The organism is Bacteroides sp. 1_1_30 (genome assembly GCF_020982715.1).
Taxonomy (GTDB): domain Bacteria; phylum Bacteroidota; class Bacteroidia; order Bacteroidales; family Bacteroidaceae; genus Bacteroides; species Bacteroides xylanisolvens.
The window spans coordinates 1-18,268 of record NZ_JAJKHN010000072.1; the positions used below are offsets into that span (position 1 = coordinate 1).

At 42.6% G+C, this 18,268-nt stretch carries 15 protein-coding genes and 2 pseudogenes; 8 read left to right on the forward strand and 9 right to left on the reverse strand.

Going from position 1 to position 18,268, the window contains the following annotated elements; all coding sequences use genetic code 11:
• From LPH68_RS19145 to LPH68_RS19170, 6 genes and pseudogenes are all read left to right on the forward strand, one after another.
• Window positions 1–183 (forward strand): annotated as a pseudogene (locus LPH68_RS19145) (hypothetical protein); the annotation flags it as partial.
• A complete protein-coding gene (locus tag LPH68_RS19150; RefSeq protein WP_227239224.1) occupies window positions 180–665 on the forward strand; it encodes a hypothetical protein in 486 nt (161 codons plus the stop codon). The pseudogene LPH68_RS19145 and the gene LPH68_RS19150, both read left to right, overlap by 4 nt.
• Before the next feature lie 185 nt (window positions 666–850).
• Complete coding sequence (locus LPH68_RS19155) at window positions 851–1,093, forward strand: hypothetical protein (protein WP_227239225.1); 243 nt, start codon at window positions 851–853, stop codon at window positions 1,091–1,093.
• A gap of 68 nt (window positions 1,094–1,161) precedes the next feature.
• Window positions 1,162–1,800, forward strand: coding sequence for a thymidylate synthase (locus LPH68_RS19160; RefSeq protein ID WP_227239226.1), 639 nt, complete (start codon window positions 1,162–1,164; stop codon window positions 1,798–1,800).
• Entirely contained in the window at window positions 1,797–2,657 is an 861-nt protein-coding gene (locus tag LPH68_RS19165) for a DNA adenine methylase (protein WP_227239227.1), read from the forward strand. Before LPH68_RS19160 ends, LPH68_RS19165 begins: the two co-directional genes overlap by 4 nt.
• A gap of 406 nt (window positions 2,658–3,063) precedes the next feature.
• Window positions 3,064–3,549, forward strand: coding sequence for a flavodoxin domain-containing protein (locus LPH68_RS19170; RefSeq protein ID WP_117684730.1), 486 nt, complete (start codon window positions 3,064–3,066; stop codon window positions 3,547–3,549).
• A 90-nt stretch (window positions 3,550–3,639) separates the two neighbouring features.
• Here LPH68_RS19170 and LPH68_RS19175 read toward each other — a convergent pair whose 3' ends face one another.
• Complete coding sequence (locus LPH68_RS19175) at window positions 3,640–4,152, reverse strand: GNAT family N-acetyltransferase (RefSeq protein WP_074705883.1); 513 nt, start codon at window positions 4,150–4,152, stop codon at window positions 3,640–3,642.
• A 334-nt stretch (window positions 4,153–4,486) separates the two neighbouring features.
• Here LPH68_RS19175 and LPH68_RS19180 point away from each other — a divergent pair, with 334 nt between their 5' ends.
• Window positions 4,487–4,852 (forward strand): DUF6463 family protein, encoded by a 366-nt coding sequence (locus LPH68_RS19180; protein WP_074910975.1) that lies wholly within the window; start codon window positions 4,487–4,489, stop codon window positions 4,850–4,852.
• Window positions 4,853–4,906: 54 nt separating this feature from the next.
• Here the strand turns inward: LPH68_RS19180 and LPH68_RS19185 are convergent.
• The 3 genes and pseudogenes from LPH68_RS19185 to LPH68_RS19195 all read right to left on the reverse strand — a co-directional run bounded on the left by LPH68_RS19185 (window position 4,907) and on the right by LPH68_RS19195 (window position 8,902).
• Window positions 4,907–5,472 (reverse strand): annotated as a pseudogene (locus tag LPH68_RS19185) (DJ-1/PfpI family protein).
• A gap of 82 nt (window positions 5,473–5,554) precedes the next feature.
• On the reverse strand, window positions 5,555–6,409 hold the full coding sequence (locus tag LPH68_RS19190) for a methylated-DNA--[protein]-cysteine S-methyltransferase (protein ID WP_151923389.1): 855 nt from the start codon (window positions 6,407–6,409) through the stop codon (window positions 5,555–5,557).
• Between the two features lie 399 nt (window positions 6,410–6,808).
• A complete protein-coding gene (locus LPH68_RS19195) occupies window positions 6,809–8,902 on the reverse strand; it encodes a BT4734/BF3469 family protein (RefSeq protein ID WP_074705888.1) in 2,094 nt (697 codons plus the stop codon).
• A 347-nt stretch (window positions 8,903–9,249) separates the two neighbouring features.
• On the opposite strand from LPH68_RS19195, the gene LPH68_RS19200 reads away from it, so the two are divergent.
• Window positions 9,250–9,900 (forward strand): HU family DNA-binding protein, encoded by a 651-nt coding sequence (locus LPH68_RS19200; RefSeq protein ID WP_004309082.1) that lies wholly within the window; start codon window positions 9,250–9,252, stop codon window positions 9,898–9,900.
• Window positions 9,901–10,113: 213 nt separating this feature from the next.
• Here the strand turns inward: LPH68_RS19200 and LPH68_RS19205 are convergent, their stop codons facing one another.
• The 5 genes from LPH68_RS19205 to LPH68_RS19225 all read right to left on the reverse strand — a co-directional run bounded on the left by LPH68_RS19205 (window position 10,114) and on the right by LPH68_RS19225 (window position 18,258).
• Entirely contained in the window at window positions 10,114–11,193 is a 1,080-nt protein-coding gene (locus tag LPH68_RS19205; protein WP_151923388.1) for a linear amide C-N hydrolase, read from the reverse strand.
• 259 nt (window positions 11,194–11,452) lie between these two features.
• Window positions 11,453–13,510, reverse strand: a complete 2,058-nt coding sequence (locus tag LPH68_RS19210) for a glycoside hydrolase family 65 protein (protein ID WP_151923387.1) — start codon at window positions 13,508–13,510, stop codon at window positions 11,453–11,455.
• A 121-nt stretch (window positions 13,511–13,631) separates the two neighbouring features.
• Complete coding sequence (locus LPH68_RS19215; protein WP_151923386.1) at window positions 13,632–15,491, reverse strand: PQQ-binding-like beta-propeller repeat protein; 1,860 nt, start codon at window positions 15,489–15,491, stop codon at window positions 13,632–13,634.
• A 31-nt stretch (window positions 15,492–15,522) separates the two neighbouring features.
• Complete coding sequence (locus tag LPH68_RS19220; protein ID WP_230297062.1) at window positions 15,523–16,443, reverse strand: endonuclease/exonuclease/phosphatase family protein; 921 nt, start codon at window positions 16,441–16,443, stop codon at window positions 15,523–15,525.
• A gap of 18 nt (window positions 16,444–16,461) precedes the next feature.
• Entirely contained in the window at window positions 16,462–18,258 is a 1,797-nt protein-coding gene (locus LPH68_RS19225; RefSeq protein ID WP_151923385.1) for a RagB/SusD family nutrient uptake outer membrane protein, read from the reverse strand.
• Window positions 18,259–18,268: the final 10 nt, after the last annotated feature.

Sequence of the window (18,268 nt, forward strand, 5' to 3'; positions counted from 1 at the left end):
GGAGAGGACCGCTGTATTGTGGCCATCGAAGTGAACGGCGAGGCGAAGAAGTTCTTCACCAACAGCGAGGAAATGAAGAATATTCTCGCACAAGTGAAAGAAATGCCGGATGGCTTTCCGTTTGAAACGACCATCAAGACAGAGACCTTCGGCAAAGGTAGAACCAAATACGTGTTTACATGAAAAGAGTTGAAGGAAGTGCCGGTGTGTCGCTGATGGAATGCACGAACCCGGTAAAAGACAAATGGCGCATCCGCTGGGATGTGCAGGAGAAAGAGAACGGCTCTGCCTCCTACATGGAAGAGGAGTTCGGCCATAAGCCCACTGATGAGGAAATCCGCACATTGGTTATGTCCTGGTATAACAGCCAGACTGATGCAGCTATCCTGTCCGGATTCACCTATAATGGTGCCCCTGTATGGCTTTCTACGGAGAATCAGTACAATTATAAGGCAGCATACGATTTGGCCGTTCAGACGGGCGGAGAAACCCTACCGGTGACGTTTAAACTTGGTTCGGATGAACAGCCCGAATACCATACTTTTAGTCGGTTAGATGAGTTGAAAGACTTCTATACGAAAGCGGTAAGGTATATTCAGAAGGTTCTGGCTGAAGGCTGGGAAAAGAAAGATAAGTTCAATTTGGATTTATATCGGATTAAATGATTGATAATCCCTTCGGGGGAGGGATAAAAAAAGCCCCCGGCCTGTTAATATAGACGCCAATCATTTATTAACACAAAACGCCACGAGAGTGCGCGACCGGGGGCAATGCCCTCTGCCGCACTCTCGTGGCGTTTTTACGCATTAAATAAATGATTGGCATTGCAAAAGTACAAAAATGATTGGATATGACATTGTTTGAAGCACTTAAATTCAATAGAAAACCGCTTGAAATGCTTATAAGTTTGGGCGGCAAGCAGGATGACCTTCGATTCATAGACTTATATACGGAGTATGAGGTCATGAAAAACCGGGGTGAGAAGACCACTTATGCAGTGGCGTTTTTGGCAAATAAATATTCTGTAAGCGAACGCAAGGTGTATGACATTATCAAACGGTTTGGAAAGCACTGCACGCTCGGTGCAGTGTGATTGATGTGCCGGAGATACCTTGTGTTGTCTGATGGGGCTAACTTTGCACAGACAAAAATCAATAGCTTATGAATAAGTATTACCAGACATTAGACAAGATACTCCAAACGGGCAAGACCCAAACCAACAAGAAAGGCTGTATCAAATACCTATTGAATGAAAGGCTTATGCTGACCCCGGCTGATTTACTTGATATATTTGAAAGCCATGGGATAGCCAGAAAGAAACTGAAAGAAGAATTGAAACTGTTTATGCAGGGTATTCGGGATGTGGAAAGATATAAGGAGGCAGGTATTACCTGGTGGGACTATTGTGGCCATACCCTTGTGAATAGCTACCCCACTTACTTTGAAAAGCTTCCACCCCTTATAGCCAAGATTAACCAGGAAAAACGCAACAGCAAGAACTATGTTCTGTTCCTTGGAGAGACTGGGGTGGAAAGCAACCAGGCACCCTGCCTGAGCCTTGTGCAGTTCCAGATTGAAGAGGGGGAACTGGTATTATCCGCATACCAGCGCAGTTCTGATGCCAACCTTGGGCTTCCGGCTGATATTTATCATCTTTATCTGATGGCAAGGCAGGTGGAACTTCCTTTGAAATCCATAACTCTTAACCTTGGGAATGTGCATATATATGAAAATAACATTGACCGGACTCTGGAACTGTTATCCGGAGTTGAAAATATTAAATTTGAATTGAACGTATGACGAAAATGAATCTGTCGGCACCGCTGCCATTTGTGGGCCAAAAAAGAATGTTTGCCAAAGAATTTATAAAGGTATTGGACCAGTTTCCTGATGATACCGTTTTTGTGGATCTGTTTGGTGGCTCGGGGTTACTTTCCCATATTACCAAAAGAATGAAACCAACTTCCACTGTTGTCTATAACGATTTTGATAACTACCGATTTAGGCTGGCTCATATTCCACATACAAACAAGCTTTTAGCCGACATTAGAACGCTGGTAGGGGATTCGGTACCCAAACATAAGGCAATCAAAGGAAAGCTGAGGAAATGCGTTTTAAAGCGTATTGAAGAAGAGGAAGCGAGTGTGGGGTACGTGGACTTCATTACTCTATCGTCATCCCTTATGTTCTCTATGAAATATAAGTTGTCTGTGGAGGAAATGAGCAAGGAAGTTCTTTATAACAATATCCGTAAGAATGGATACCCTGAATCATTGGACTATTTAGAAGGGCTGGAAATCGTTTCATGCGACTACAAAGAGGTCTATAATCAATATAAGGACGTACCTGGAGTGGTGTTTTTAATTGATCCTCCTTATCTATCCACTGATGTAGGAACGTACAACATGTATTGGCGTATGTCTGATTACTTAGATGTTTTAAAAGTCCTCGAAGGTCATTCATTCGTTTATTTTACATCAAACAAATCATCTATAATTGAATTGTGTGAGTGGATCGGGGCAAATAAAACCATCGGAAATCCATTTGAAGGCTGCACAAAAAGAGAATTCAATGCCCACATGAATTATTCTTCAGGATACACAGATATAATGCTATTCAAAAAGCAAGATTCTTACATTGATAAAATGGCTGCTTAAATAAGTTGCTCGATTTGCATTAGAATGCCATTCTAAAAGTGTTCTTATGAAAGAACAAAGCCGGAACAGAGGTCTTCATTTACCTTTTGTTCCGGCTTTATAAGTGTTGTGTGCAGCCTATTTTTTGAACGCTTCGTTTTGTTCTTTTGCCTGAAAATTGAACGCTTCGTTCCGGATTCGGCGGAAATTTGGATTTGCGGATTATACACCTGTACATTATTATAAATTAAGGAATGCTCCCTGTCTCGTTTTGAGATGGGGAACATACTTTTCAAATATGAGAAAAACAAGGTATAGATTAATTATATCGAAAACTGTTTGCTAGTCAGAATAAAGTCTCTACCTTTACAGAGGATAACCATGCCACTTATTAACGGCTATTTTAAACCGCTTATGCCTGTTGAAAATGAAAACAGCTATCATATATTATTCAAAACATGGAACTACCGAGCGAGTAACACACCTTATCGGAGAAAAGTTGACTAATAAAGTTGACTACATCTCATTAAAGGAGTGTCCGAGACCTGATATCCGAACTTACGATCGAATAATTCTTGGAACAGCTATTTATGCGGGCTCTCCAAACCGAAAAGTTACTCAATTCTGTCACAATAACCAACCGTTATTAGAGCAAAAAGTAATAGGGTTGTTCATCTGTTGTATGAACGAAGAACAAGAAGCGGAAGAAATGAACAAGGCTTTCCCGGAGTTCTTACAGAGATTATCGATTCCCAAAGCCATTTTAGGTGGTGAGTTTCAGTTTGACAAAATGAATTTCATCGAAAGGTTTTTAACGAAGAAAATAGCGAAAGTAAACTCTTCTGTTTCGAAGCTGAGATATGATGCCATAAATGAGTTTACAAGTCAGATAAAAGATAATCATTTATGGTAACTTCTTGAGTTATCTATTGAGCAACTTTGTATTCAAATAATAAATAGAATGGCCGTATAAGAAAACTTCTTTCAAAAGAAGTTTTCTTATCTATTTAAGACAATACCTATAATCGCAATCTTTTACTTTTACGAATCCATTACTTAACAATGTTCTTATGGATAAAACATTAGCCTCATCAGGGTCAGCCAATATCTCTTTCCCTCCTATTTCGGCAATTTCCCCGATCAGCTTCTTTACAATAATCTTCCCGATGCCCTTACCCAAATATTCCTCTTCGCCTATGAGATAACCTATTTCAAAGACTGTCTCTTTCTCATCGACAGTTTTTCCGTAATGTTCCGGTATATATTCTTTTTCAAAATAACAATCCAAGTATAAACAAAAGCCAATGGCTTTATCATTATAATAAACAATGAAATGTTTCATATAATGATATTGGGTATTTCTATTATTTACCTCATCCAACCAAGCCATTTTATGTTCTTCTCCGTCAGGGCAGAACCATTTATAAATATATTCTTTAGCCAACCATTTACTGAAAATGCCTACATCTTTATCACGCAAAGGCTTTATTGTGATCTTATCATTCTTAATATCCATACTTTTTTGTGGTGAAACGCCAGCCTCTTTTATAAACTCCATAAATCCAACTATCTGAAATACAAAGATATAATTTTCAATACAATAAAGAAGAACTAAAGGATATTTATAAAGCAACTCATGTCCACAGATATCACAACAAGAAAACGAATGAGCAAGTATAAAGAATCTAAAACAAACACAAATGTCGAAATCATACGTTGGGAATCTTACATGATTACTTATATTTGCGTTATCGAGCAACTTATTAAGAACCGGATGATATGTTAAAACGGATTAAATTTCAAATTCTGTAGAAGTGTACATCCCAATAAAATACTAAAAAGGCAAGAACATGAAACTTTGGAAATATAGTGGAACACTTTTAACAGCAACAGGAATCATTCATACCATTTATGCGCTATTTCTTGGAAAAGAAGCTTTTACGGAAATGCTTAACAATGGATTAATAGACTCTATTGGAGAAAATCATAACCTGGGCTTTGCTTTCTGGTTCCTAATCTGCGGAATAATACTTATTCTTTGGGGAGAGACACTTCAATACTATATCAGAAAAGAGCAAAAACCGGCACCTTTATTTTTAGGTTACTTCATTCTACTGTTCACCATAATCGGTTGCATAGTCGAACCAATATCCGGTTTCTGGCTTTTCTTACCGCAAGCACTTATTATTATTTATTCAAACATGAAAAAGCAGTGAGAAGCATCATCCATAGCGAACTCAAAACCGAGTGCAGTGCTTAAATGCAACTTATTAAAATCCCATAGCATCTTTCACTAAAACCATTTCTTTATGAGAGGTCAACTTCTCTAATAAAAGCAATGCAACCCCGTATGATGTTTGAGGACAATAAGAAGTTATGATATTATCATCCACCACGATGGGAGAATTTACGATAGTTGCTCCAAATCCCTGAAGCACTTTCTGTTTATGAGCACCCCTAAGATGATAAGTTGTTGCTTTCCGACCGTTCAACACTCCACTTTTCCCAACAGGTAAAGCTCCCACGCAGACTGTTGCGATCCATTTCTTTTGCGAGTCAAACAGTCGTATCAATTCCAGAAGTTGTTCATTATATGCCTCCTCATAGAATCCGAATTCTTCAAATCCGCCGGGTATCGCAAGCGCGTCATATTCATCTGCAGACACTTCATCCATGACTTTATCCACCAAAACAGGAACATTGAAAGAACTAATCACTTTTTGGTCACAACATCTATTTTACAATCAAAATCCGTCTTTGCCCATCCCATAACATCTATAAAAGCACTAAACTCAATCGTTTCAAACCCTTTAGCAAGGAATACCAATAATTTCATAATCAAATTAGTTATATATTAATAATATAAGAAACAGCATTGCACTAAAAAGAATGTGAACTAAAATCACCTTCATTCTTTCCTATAATCCCCTCTTTACCTCACCTTTTGCAGCCTCCCAACCAATCATTGCAGTCTTGCGAATCTCTCCCCAATGGTAATTTCCCAACTCACCGGAAGCACGAATGACCCGATGACACGGAATAAGGAAAGCTACGGGATTCTCACCGACAGCCGTTCCAACAGCCCGGCAAGCTCTCGGATTATTGATTCCTACGGCTATATCTCCGTAAGTAGTCAAGCCACCGACAGGAATTTTCAGTAAGGTTTCCCATACCTTTAGTTGAAAGCCAGTACCTTTCAGATGCAATTTTATTTCTTTGAGTTTACTCCAGTCCTGCGTGAAGATGAATAAAGCATTTTGCTGCACTTCATCCACAATCGAGGTAAACTTTGCATTAGGAAACTTCTTCCGTAAAGAGTTAAAAGCCGCGTCATGATCGTCTACAAACTCCATACAACAAATACCTTTATCGGTAGACGCAATGAAGATTTCACCGAAAGGACTTTTGGCAAAACTATAATTGATAGAAAGACTTTCACCTCCGTTTTTATATTCGCCCGGCGTCATCCCTTCTATATTTACAAACAAGTCATACAATCTGCCCGTACCGGAAAGCCCTGTTTCCTGTGCCGCATCGAATAAAGACGCATGAGTTTCATTCAAGATTCTCTTGGCATATTCAATACTAGTATATTGCAAGAACTTCTTAGGGCTAACTCCCGCCCACTCCGTAAACATACGTTGGAAATGCGCCGTACTCAACGCCACTTCCCCGGCAATCTCATCCAATCCCGGTTGCCTTTTAAAATTCTCCCTTATATACCCGATTGCCTGCGCAATGCGTGCATAGTCAAGCGTTTTTTGCTCATTCATAACAGAGGTTACATTCGTTTTATCTCCCATACTTCCAAAGATACGTTTATTATATTTACAGTTGAAATAACAGCTAATAATATTTTCGTTTTTACACTCGCACTCTTATTTCCAATGCTGCAAAATTACTATACGCATCACAAATAAACGACCCGAAAATTGCTATTTTTACGTAGAAAAGACAATCTCTCCTCCCACTCCTCCATATAATCAATCATTCTCAATATACTTTATCACACACTTTACTCTCACACCCTCACACTTTCCCTGCATCCCCCTATTCATCGTCCTTTCAGTGATGAGGGTAAGAGTGAGGGTAGGTGAGGGTAACTTTTTACCCTCACCCTGTCTCGTCCTGATTTTGGTTGACAAAGCCCCCTTTCACACCACCTTTATCAATTACTCTACTTTCATCAAATGATAAAGCGTCCCTTTACGAGACTTACGGCAAGGAATATTCAGTTTTTGAAGTGCACGCCCAAACTGTCCTACCTTATTAATAGCCAGTTTATCCCGTGTTTTCGTCTGTAAATAACTCAAAATCTGCATGGCAGTCAGCCATTCGCCTTCCATTTCCTCTTCTACGGGATTAAGATAGCAGTGGAACAGCTGTTCCAGCGGACTCGCCTGTTCAAACTCACGGTTAGTCTGTTTTAATATGTTTTCATCCTCATCATTCAGCCAATAACGTTCACCTTTATAAATAGCCTCCATCGCTTGAGCATAAAGCTGCTTGTAATTAATCGTAACATTCGTATTAATAGGAGCCGTCACCTCAATGCAAATAAAACGGCGGCTACCGCTAGGATCGGTAAGCAAATCTTTCTGATTGCTGGTACCGATAAAAGAAGCATAACGCCTCATTTCCCGAATCGTATTACCGTATGGTTTACGCAGATTCGCCACAGGCTTCTGCAACAAATGCTTCAAGAACCCCTGCTGACTGACATTAATCTGATCGAACTCATCAATATTTATCAGAAAAAAACGTCCCAAATAGCGTTCCGCCTCCTGTTTACTTTTAAAATCAATACTGTCCGTATAGCCGAAACGCAACTCCGGCGGCAGAATAATGCGACAGAATGTAGACTTACGATACCCCTGCGAACCAACCAGCAAAGGCGAAGTATTATTACCATGCTGCCGATCGACTCCCCTCCAATGCGCCACCATACTAAGAAACCAGCGGTAAAATAATTCCTGCCAATGCGGATTATCACAAGGCAACAGACCAGCCAATGCACGGATACGGTCCTTCCCGTCCCAGCGACCTGTCTCATAAAGATATTCCTCCACAGGATTATACAAAGGAACACATTCCGAATTCAGAAAACGATCCACATCACGGTCCCACGCACTGATGCCTTCCTTCAAAGCATTGATCGCAATACTGTTGCGCACCCGTTTATCCACCGGCTTAAAGCAAAAGTGAACAGAATCGCGCTGCCGATATTCCAAATCGTCCTGCACCGTATTGTAACGGAATTCATACCGACGTTTCATAAACTCTTCCAACAGAAAAGCCGTCTCCTGCTCTTTACTGATACTGCTTTTCTTGCCGAATCCCTTACATTCCTGATAAAGATTATGCAATATCGAACGGATCACCTGCTCTTCTTCTTCGCGATAATAATGAATCATCGTCTGCCGTATCGCTTCCTCTTCGGGAAGCCCCGCTTTGAAACAATGCTCGGCAAGGCGAACCAATAAAGGCTGCAAGTCGTCCCCACGTTTCCAATCCTCCATTTCCTGAAGTGCCCTGTTCAAGGCCGCTTCATAAATCTTCGTGAATGTTTGCGCCGACTCATATCCCGGCTGCAACCGCAATAACGGATTTTTCTCTCCCAGTTTCCGCTGACGGAAAGTCTCTTCTCCCGGCATCGTAAGCGGTTGTTCCAGGCAGAACGGCACCGCATCCGGATTATAATAAGGAGATTCGTCCAGCGTCATACGGCATCTCTGTGCCAAAACCGGTTCTTTCAAGTCAATATCGAAAGGCAACATCGGCTGATAACATTTCACAGCCAGCCAATAAGCATGAACATGAAATAATTCCGCCTCCGCTTCCTTGGTCGGCAATCCTCCGTCATCCGGCAAAGCGAAGCGCACCCATATCTTCACACTACGCCCGCTCGAACCACCAAAAGCAGCAAAAGTCTGTGGCAAAAGCGCCGCTTGTCGCTTCACAAATTCCACTTCCGAGCCGCTCGCCAGCCTACTCACTTCCAACTGTACCAATCCGTTATACCGCTTCATCTTCCGTTCGCCCTCTTTGGTACGGGTATATTCCACAGCAGAATAGATGTATGGCAATTTATCAATATGTTCGTATCGGGCATACGTACCTTCCAGCAATGGTATGATTCCCCGCAAAGCCGTGATATGCCCCGCCTTTGTTTCCGTTTTCATCTTGTCGAATAATGTGCCTGCCTCACAAACGCTAAGAGTCTCTTTTCCGCTCCCGTTGTCTTGTCTGATTAAAGTAATTTTCATCCTATTTTTGTCTATTTTTTCTACAATTACATCTACCTATTTAATTCCTGTAAAGATACGCTTTTATCTTCCGGTAAACAAGCATTTTATCCGATAAATACCTGCATATTATTTGCATTTGCCTTATTATTTATGTATCTTTGCTTAGTAGTTGTCAAGGGCTCACCCGTGTGAACAAACAGGCTATCAATTGTAAATAAAAACGTCTACAGACGTAAACAGCCTTGTTCACATGGGTGAGCCCTTGCAAAGCATTAGAGCTTAACAAAAGAAACATTAAGCATTAATGTATTACTATCTAAGAGAATACATAACAAGAACAGTTCATTTAAAACAAATATAGAGCTATGGCAATATTATTCGATTGGTATGAAGACCCGAAGCCTTCAAACAAACAGCAGGGAGAAAACGGAAACACCCTGCATCCGCGCATCAAATACAACGGTTCCACAGGGACCGACGTACTGCGCCGACGTATTCAAGAACGTTGTTCACTGACAGAAACAGACGTCACAGCCGTACTTGATGCGCTTTCGCACATCATGGGACAGGAATTGGCGGAAGGACGCCAAGTTCATCTGGACGGCATCGGTTATTTCCATCCCTGCCTGACAACCACGGAACCTGTAACGGTAGACACAAAACGGAAAGTGACCAAAGTGAAGCTAAAGGCCATTCAGTTTCGTGCCGACCAGACATTGAAAAACGAGTTCGGTGTGCTTAAAGTGAAAAGCCTCAAAGGAGGACTGGATTTCACCCAACTGACAAACGAAGAAATTGACCTGCAACTGACTCAGTACTTCCGTACTCATCCATTTATGCGAAGACATGACTTCCAATATCTTTGCGGAATGGCAAGAAGTACAGCCATGCGACATATCCGACGTCTGCGCGACGAGGGTAAATTGAAAAATATGGGTGGAGCCATGCAGCCGATTTATGTGCCGGGAAGTGGATATTATGGTAAGAATAAAGAAGTTAGTGTGAAAACGGAATAAGATTGGTCAACTCAAATCATGACGAGACAGAGTGAGAGTAAAAAGTTACCCTCACCTACTCTCACCTTTACCCTCACACCTGTAACCCCGATGAATAAATGGATTGAGCACAAAGGGTGAGGGTGTGAGGGTAAAACGTCACCAACATTTATTTGAGAGCATTCTTAATGCGAGCAACTATTATACAAGAGCACCTCCATACCGTTCCATATTTTACCGGGGAATCTTAACCATTTCAACCGGCTGCTCCTGTATCTTATCCAACAGTTGTGATTGATATTTCACCTTTGAGAAATCAATAGCTTTTAAGTCAATGCAACGTATCGAATTGTTATAAGCTGTTTTATAATAAACCTTCCGGTTCGTGAGGTCGATAGCTGAGGTCCATTGCGTAGCACTGGGAATATCCGGAATATCACCCTGTGAATGTTCTATACCAATAGGAATATCAAAATTATTAAGCAAGTGGAAACATTGCTGCACGGTATCAAAGCCTGTGGCACGTTGCGGAGCTGTCCCCCGGTAAAAGGCCGCACGCACAAACCGCGAAGGAGGCGTGGCATCACCCGGAATGCCGAGAAAACCGGAGTTGCCACCAGTAGGTTGCAACGTAATACCGCTCAATTTTTGCACGGAAGCGTCACCCGGATGAAGATTGACGTAATTGTTCAAATTTGTAAGTTGCCATTCAAAACCGGGGGCATTCGTCAATACTCCTACTTCATTCTCATAAAAATGCGGCACACCACCTACAATTTCCAACACAACCTGACGCCCCGACGGTTCACCGATACGCCAATGTACTACCGCTGTCTTTTCCAATCCTACAACACGTACAGAAGAAAGGGCTGCCTTCACCTCGTCGATAGTGGAAAACTGCGCCAACAGCCACTCCGTCACTTGAAGGTCTGCCAGTGTCCGCTGGTTCTGTGCAGCATCATACGTTTCATATCCCCCATAATGAGGAAAGAAAAATAGTCCGGCCGAAAGTCCGGCCTCATTGATTCCTTCGGCAATAAATTCTTTTTGTACAACAGCCAGACCAACCACTCCATATTTTGCCGTAAACGTTAGTCCATTGACACCTGTAGGAGTGAATGACGTGAGCTGTTGACCACGTGGAATAATCACATACTCGCTTTGCAACACACCGCGCGCCCATTCAATCGTACGGGCTTGCACATAACTGCCGTCACGGGATGTCAGCGAGATTCCCGTACAAGCTACAGCCTGAAAAGTGCTGCCACATACGGCAACAACCCCTAACAATAAGTTCTTTGTCATCTTCATCATTATTTATATATTTATTTGCTAAAAACTCAATACTGTATAAAGACAACAAAATATGGGTTATTTTAGTTTGCAGATATATCTTTAGAAAGACAAGACTATTGCTCTGTCAACTGAAATAGCGGCATTTGTATTGTAAAAAGCATAATGGCGCAGAATAATAATCAAAGAGTAACAAATAAAAAAGCAATAAATAAACGAACTTAAATAAAAGGTATCCGAACTCTTTTGAGCAAAACAAGAAATCTCATATTCCGTCAATTCATTTAATGATATAATTCTTTTTCTCTTGCCCTATTCCTTTCAGAGTAAGAGATTTCCATGCATCAGGGATTGCTCCTTTTCCGGCAACAATTCCCTTGTCCGTAATATCCAATCCACCGAATCCCATCAATACAGACTGCAATACACCGCCTGCCCCTGTCAGAAAATAAGGATTCGTACCGCCATCAAACTCGGCTATTACCCGGAATGGCGGATTCAGATTGGGAAGATAGGAATCTCTGAAGTAATGCCATGCACGTTCACGATCTCCCAAGCGGGTAAACAAAATAGAATAGATAGACTTCGACATGGCAGGTGTCTTCTTTCTCGGAACAGTCTGCAGATAGTATTCCAAATCCTTTCGGATCTGCTCTTTTTCCGTAACGAGCTTTAACGGGAAAGCCAACAAGCAGACGTCGGCTTGTTTCGTTACAGCCCCGTCATACGTGTCATGCTCCGCCGTTACTCCATTGGCAAGTTTCCGGAAACAAAGTTTCTCCGCCACAGTTGTCCACATAGGGTCTGATTTTACATTCAACAGTCTGGCTGCTTTGCAGGCAGCTTCCAAAGTGGATTTCGCGACACCGTTTGTATAAGCATTATTATTCACGTTCTTTCCTCCTTGAGGGTTCTGATTCCATTCATCCGCTCCAATCACGTTCCTGATTTCATATTCTCCCGCTTCATTCGGTTCCGAACGACTTACCCAGTATTCGGCAGCGGCGCTAAGAATGGGAAATCCCTTTTGACGAAGCCATTCCAAATCCTGCGTCACAGCATAATATTGCCAGGCTGCCATAGCTACATCTCCCGTAATATGATTTTCAAAAGGACCGTAAATGTTGGTTACTGTATTATCCTCATTTCCTTTATCACTACTTTCCCACGGGTACATGGCCCCTTTATACCCATGCATGAAAGCGTTATGCCTGGCTGCATCCAAACGCTGATAGCGGTACTCTATCATTGATTCCGCCAGTTCGGGATGCAGCAATAATAAAGCCGGAAAAATCCACGTATCAGCATCCCAGAATACGTGCCCGTTGTAACCGAAACCCGAAAGCCCCATCGGAGAGCAGGACAATCCCGAACCTTCCCGCACAAAAGCATACGTGTGATAAAGCATACTGTGAATATCTTGTTGCGACTGAAGATCGCCCTCAATCACAATATCGCTTTCCCAAAGCTGATCCCATGCAGCGATATGCTTGCTCCATAATCGTTCTACACCTTCTACTGCTGCAAATGCAGTCAACCGTTCCACTTCATTCTTGACGTCGGCATGAGTGGCAGAGGAAAGTGTCGTTCCGATAATCGAAAAAGTGTAAGGCTGGCCAGCCTGCAAACGGACCGTAAATTCTTGTGTATGTACCCCGACTCCGCGTGCGCTCCGATGGCAGACTTCCGGACGGGGAAAAGAATCGTCGAAAACAAACGATGAACAAGCCCCGATTTCAAGTTCCCGGGTCGGAGATTTTGCGATCGACGTGCAGAAATCAATCGCTGTCTTTCCGTTGAAAATCCGGTTGAAAGACTCCTGCGGATTACGCAACGACTCATGCACCGTCAGTATATTCGCCACAGTTACTTCTATGTTTTCTTTCGGAATAATCTGCACACGCAGCAAACACGAATAAGGTAAATGACGTAATGACGTATATTGATATTCAACACGGGCAAGCGATTGATAATCAAACTCTCCGCAAAACACTCCCTGACGCATATCCAAAGTCTGTTGATAACCGGATATTTGAGAAGCTTTCACCGTAGTGCCGTTTATCTGCAATTCCGTATCGAGCATATTGATGCCATGCAAGAAATTGTTCACTCTCCCCTTACCATAGATATCATAAAGTCCTCCCAATACGACACGGGAAATCTTCAAAGGTTCGGGGGAAGAGACTAAGCCCAGCATACCGTTAGCCACCGTTATTCCATAATAGGACGAGGGCTCAATCTGCCCGGCAGTTATTTTCCAGACATCTTGCGCAGACACACCGATGACAGGCCACAACCCACTCAACAGCAATAATATTAAAAAGTTCCTTTTTTTCACTTTATCTACATTTTATAAGCCTTTTGTAAATGCACAGTCAATCTTTTCTCATCGGAGCAGGCGTTGCCTTGCTCCGACGAAAAAAGAAACTTACTAATAAAAAGTCTGTATGAATAAAAAACTAATACATATATCCGCTCTTACTCGGATTACCGCCCATCTGCGACCAGGCATTGGCTGCATAGCCTGTCGCCGCTCCTTCAACAGCAAATAGAGTCGGCTTTCCTTCCAGCATACCAGTCACATAGATTGTGCCGTCAACAGATATAGTGGGAGATGATTTCAGTTCGGTTCCAAGCTGGAGTGAAGCGATTGCTTTTCCGGTAGCCGGTTCGAGTTTCACCAAAGAACCTTTTTCTGCATCATTATAGTAAATATATCCTTCATTATCTATAGCAGGAACGCCATAAGCAGTACCCGCCACTTCCGTTTCCCACAAAACGGAACCTGTAGAAGATATAGCAGTAATGTATTTGTTAGTAGCTACATACACCACCCCATTTCCATCAACAACCAAGCCATAACCGGTCTGTTTATTTTCTCCTTTCACGGCAGTATACCATTCAGGAGTTGAAACTTTACCTTCAGTCGTTTTCTTGGTATCGTAACAATAAACCAATGCTTTTGTCTCATCAGTCGATATCCGCACTCCCAGGTTATGACAGAGAATATATGCTTTCCCATCTGCACCAACAGCAATCTGGCTACCATTAGGCTGGTCATTCGGAGCATAATTCTGCTCATTAGACGACTTGCTCCAGCTATTGCCTTTCGGGAAGAAGGTGTGTGTACCATACGATCGTCCACTACTCTGACCCGTATTAACAAGTATTCTGCCATCTTTCAGTCCCACACAACCGCCATAACTTCCGGAAGACGTTTTTTCCGCATATTTAAGCATCCCGGATACCTTATCATAAATACGGAAATGTTTTCCATCTGTACTTGGAGCCGAATTCGTCAGGATCATCACATACTGATCCGTAACGACCGGAGCACCGAAAGGACGCATACTCGATTTTGCCCCAATTGCTGTAAACCACAACTGCGTACCACCGTCTGCACCACCTTTTACAGCATATAGACTGGCAGATTTGGATGCATCCGCCCCCGCCTTGGTAGTATTGTCTCCGACAGCCACATACACCGTTCCATCGGAATCTACCGTAGGAGTCGGATGCTGATAGTCAGAACCTCGGTTCGGTTCATCGTTCTGCCCACAATCAAATCCCCAAGTCCGTTCACCGGATTTCGTGAAACAAACCAGATTATAATTGCTGGAAGAAACATATACATACTGACCATCTGCACTTATTGCCGGAGAAGTGCCGTACACTACTCCCTGCTCATCGTAAGAATGAGACCATAACACGCCAAGACTACCTGCACCCTTGGCCACATCCACTGTGACAGTCTTCGTATCTTTCCTGTTTTTATTGTCCGTCACGGTCAGCGATATATTTATTTTTCCATGCGAACCGAAAGTCATTTTCGGGTTTTCCTCTGTAGAAAGGATAGCACCGAACGTCCATTCTCTTTTGACAATCTCAGACCCTTCCGCTGCTTTCGATTGATCCGTAAAAGCAACCTCTTCTCCCGCTACAATTCGTTCGGGCAACCAACTGAAGTCTGCCGTAGGGCGGACACCGTCATCTATTATTTTTATTGTCTTTTCAAAGACTGATTTCATCGCACCGCGATCCGAAGTAACAGTCAGACGAAAAAGATAGTCTCCGCCCTCCTCTACTCTAAATGGTTCGGGAGCAGTCAGTTCGTAAGAAACTTTACCCATAAATTCCCATTTACAAACTGCAATCTGAGCATTCTCCGCCGTCGACGTATTTGTCAGGGTAATCAGATCACCAATCTCATAAGATTCCCTATCTGTAGTGAATCCAGCCTGTACCCATGTCTCTTCATCAGGTGTACACCCAACCAACAGACCGATAACAGCTACCAATAAATATATAATTCTTTTCATTGCGTTTCTGTAAATTTAGATAATCGTTTCATTACTTCACATATTCCAATTTACCGATGATGGGATAATGATCAGAAATATAAGTGATATTCTGATAAACTTTATCGATCGTCTCGAACTTCAAGGCCTTAAAGCCTGTACAAAAGATATGATCTACAATATAAGGATTAGCAGTGCCAAAACCTGTATAAGAGTATTTCGAATCTGTGATCGGAGCCGATAGACGCACGTTAGTCATAAACGTTTTAACTCCGTCAAAAATATCGCTGTCAATCTGCTTGTTAAAGTCGGCAGTCAGCAACATCGGCAATCCTTCCGGATTGAGCTCGGACATTTTATTCACAATCACTTCCATCGACTTGCCCGGAGCAATAGTAGAACGTACATCAATGTGAGTATTGACAAAGAAGAATTTCTTACCGGAAGCTATGTGTTTGAAGATTGCCCATGTTGCTATACGAGGAACGCTGCTGTCCCATCCTAGAGAACCCGGAACATCCGGAGTTTCGGAAAGCCAGAAACAATCCCACTTGACTAGTTCAACAGCCTTTTTCCGATAAAAGATAGGAACAAACTCATCATTGTTGGCATTATTAGCACGGCGTCCCTTACCTACATATCCATAATCTTTCCAGTTCTCTTCCAGCCACTTCAGTTGTGGCGGCCGCGCTTCCTGCATACCGATCACCGTCGGTTTATGTTCTCCGATCATCGGAATAAAAGCTGCCGTACGAGCTTCCCATGACTTGTCTCCCGTATCTTTGTCATTGTTGTAATACCGGATATTGAACGACATGACTTTGATTTGATTATCATTTAGAGACGGGTCTTCCTCTTTTACTGTTTCCGGGTCTTTATAAAATTCTGAATAATCAGGAGTAGTATTACTGCATCCGCCTAACGCTACAACATAGATAGCAATTACAGGCAATATCTGGTTAAATTTCATCATACTAAATCTTTTTATATTTTAATTCCAATTGGGGTTCTGTGATAGTTTATATCCGGCACTCTCATAATCGCGAATCACCTGTGCAGGAACAGGATAAAGATATTGGCGGTCGTCATCGTACCAGATACGGTTTCCCGCACCGGGGTTATATCTCAAATCGTATCCGCCTGCGGCATTTACTGTGGCATAAAGTCCTGTTTCATTCTTTACGTTCACCGTTTTACAGTCTTTATTGGATGATTGTGTTCCGTTATCGGTAAAGTAGCAATCAGGAGTTCCGTCACCATTCAAGTCAATATCCACATTCAATGCACTGATGTGCATGCCTGTCCAAGGTAGCTCTTCTATCAGTTCACCACATTTCCAACGACACAAATCATTGAACCTCATTCCTTCAGCCACCAATTCAATAGCACGTTCCCGACGAATTTCCAGTAAAACCGGATTAGTGATATTCGGATAAAATACTTGCTGCAAATATGGATCAACAGTCGTAGGAAGCTTTTCCGTTCCGCCTGTGATTCCGGCACGTCGGCGCAGAGCACCGATGGTAGTGTTCCATTCGGCATCAGTAAGCCCACCCAGTTCGGCTTGTGCTTCGGCATAGTTGAGCAGCACTTCAGCATAACGCAACAACGGAATACTGTTGTTGTTCTTTGCATTGTTATCGTATTTTGTATCATCGAGAGAATACTTAATAACATGATAACCAGTCAGACAAACAGTCATATCGGCTACTGCCGCTTTTCCGTCACGCTTGAAATCCAGTCCGCGGATAGTCTGTGACAAACGCAGGTCACGACTCTTCATCTCTTCCACGAAGTTTTTGGTTTCATAGCCTGTTTCAGCAGTGAACGGGGTACCGTCCAAATTCAAGTAAGTATTGACAAACGGACGAACCAGACTCCAACCCTTGCCATACGACAGCGAATTGTAGTAATAATTCTGACTCCCGTAGATACCTGATGCACTATTGGCACATACCGCCAAAATTACTTCGGAGGTAATAGGCGCTTCCAGATAGAACAAATCACGGTAGGCTCCTTTGGTACCTGTTGCCGTATTCAGCGAAAGTCCGCTGTTGTCCATTACCAGCTTGGCTGCACTGGCAGCATGGCGATAAAGTTCTTCCGGAGTGATTTCCAGACCTGTCAGTTTGTGATAACGACGATAGGCAGCTTCGAACAGGCACACACGTGATTTGAGCGCGGCTGCAGCCCATTTGGTGAGTGTGGAGCTATTGACAGAAGAAGTTGCCTGAATATGCTCGTAAGCAAAATCGAGATCTTCGATCATATTCTTGATGACAACATCCCGGTTGTCACGCTCTTTATACATGACATCGTACTGGTAAGACTGGATTTCACTGCCAAACCAGGGAACCTCGCCATATTGAGTCAACTTATCATAATAGAACCAGGCACGGAACCAACGGGCGATACCCAAGTAATTATCACGAGTAGCTGCATCCACCGTACATTCCTTTGAGTAACAACCGTCAATGAAATAGTTGATGTTCCGCAGAGTTCCCCACGACCAGCTGGTAGCTGTTTCCGAATTATACGCGTTTTGCTGAATAAACGCATTCGTCTGCCGGACAGCGGCAATATCACACATCTCATCAAGCTGATAACCCGTAGAAAGTGTAGGCAGTGCCCGATAGAAAGAATAGGCATAAAGGCGCAATCCGGATTCGCTGCCGAAAACCATAGATTTGTCAGCCTCTACCTGCATCGTCTCCGTCAAATCGCAACTACCTGACAACACCATTGCGCACAGAAGCAGGATATTACGTATAGTACTTAATCTTTTCATATCTTCTTTG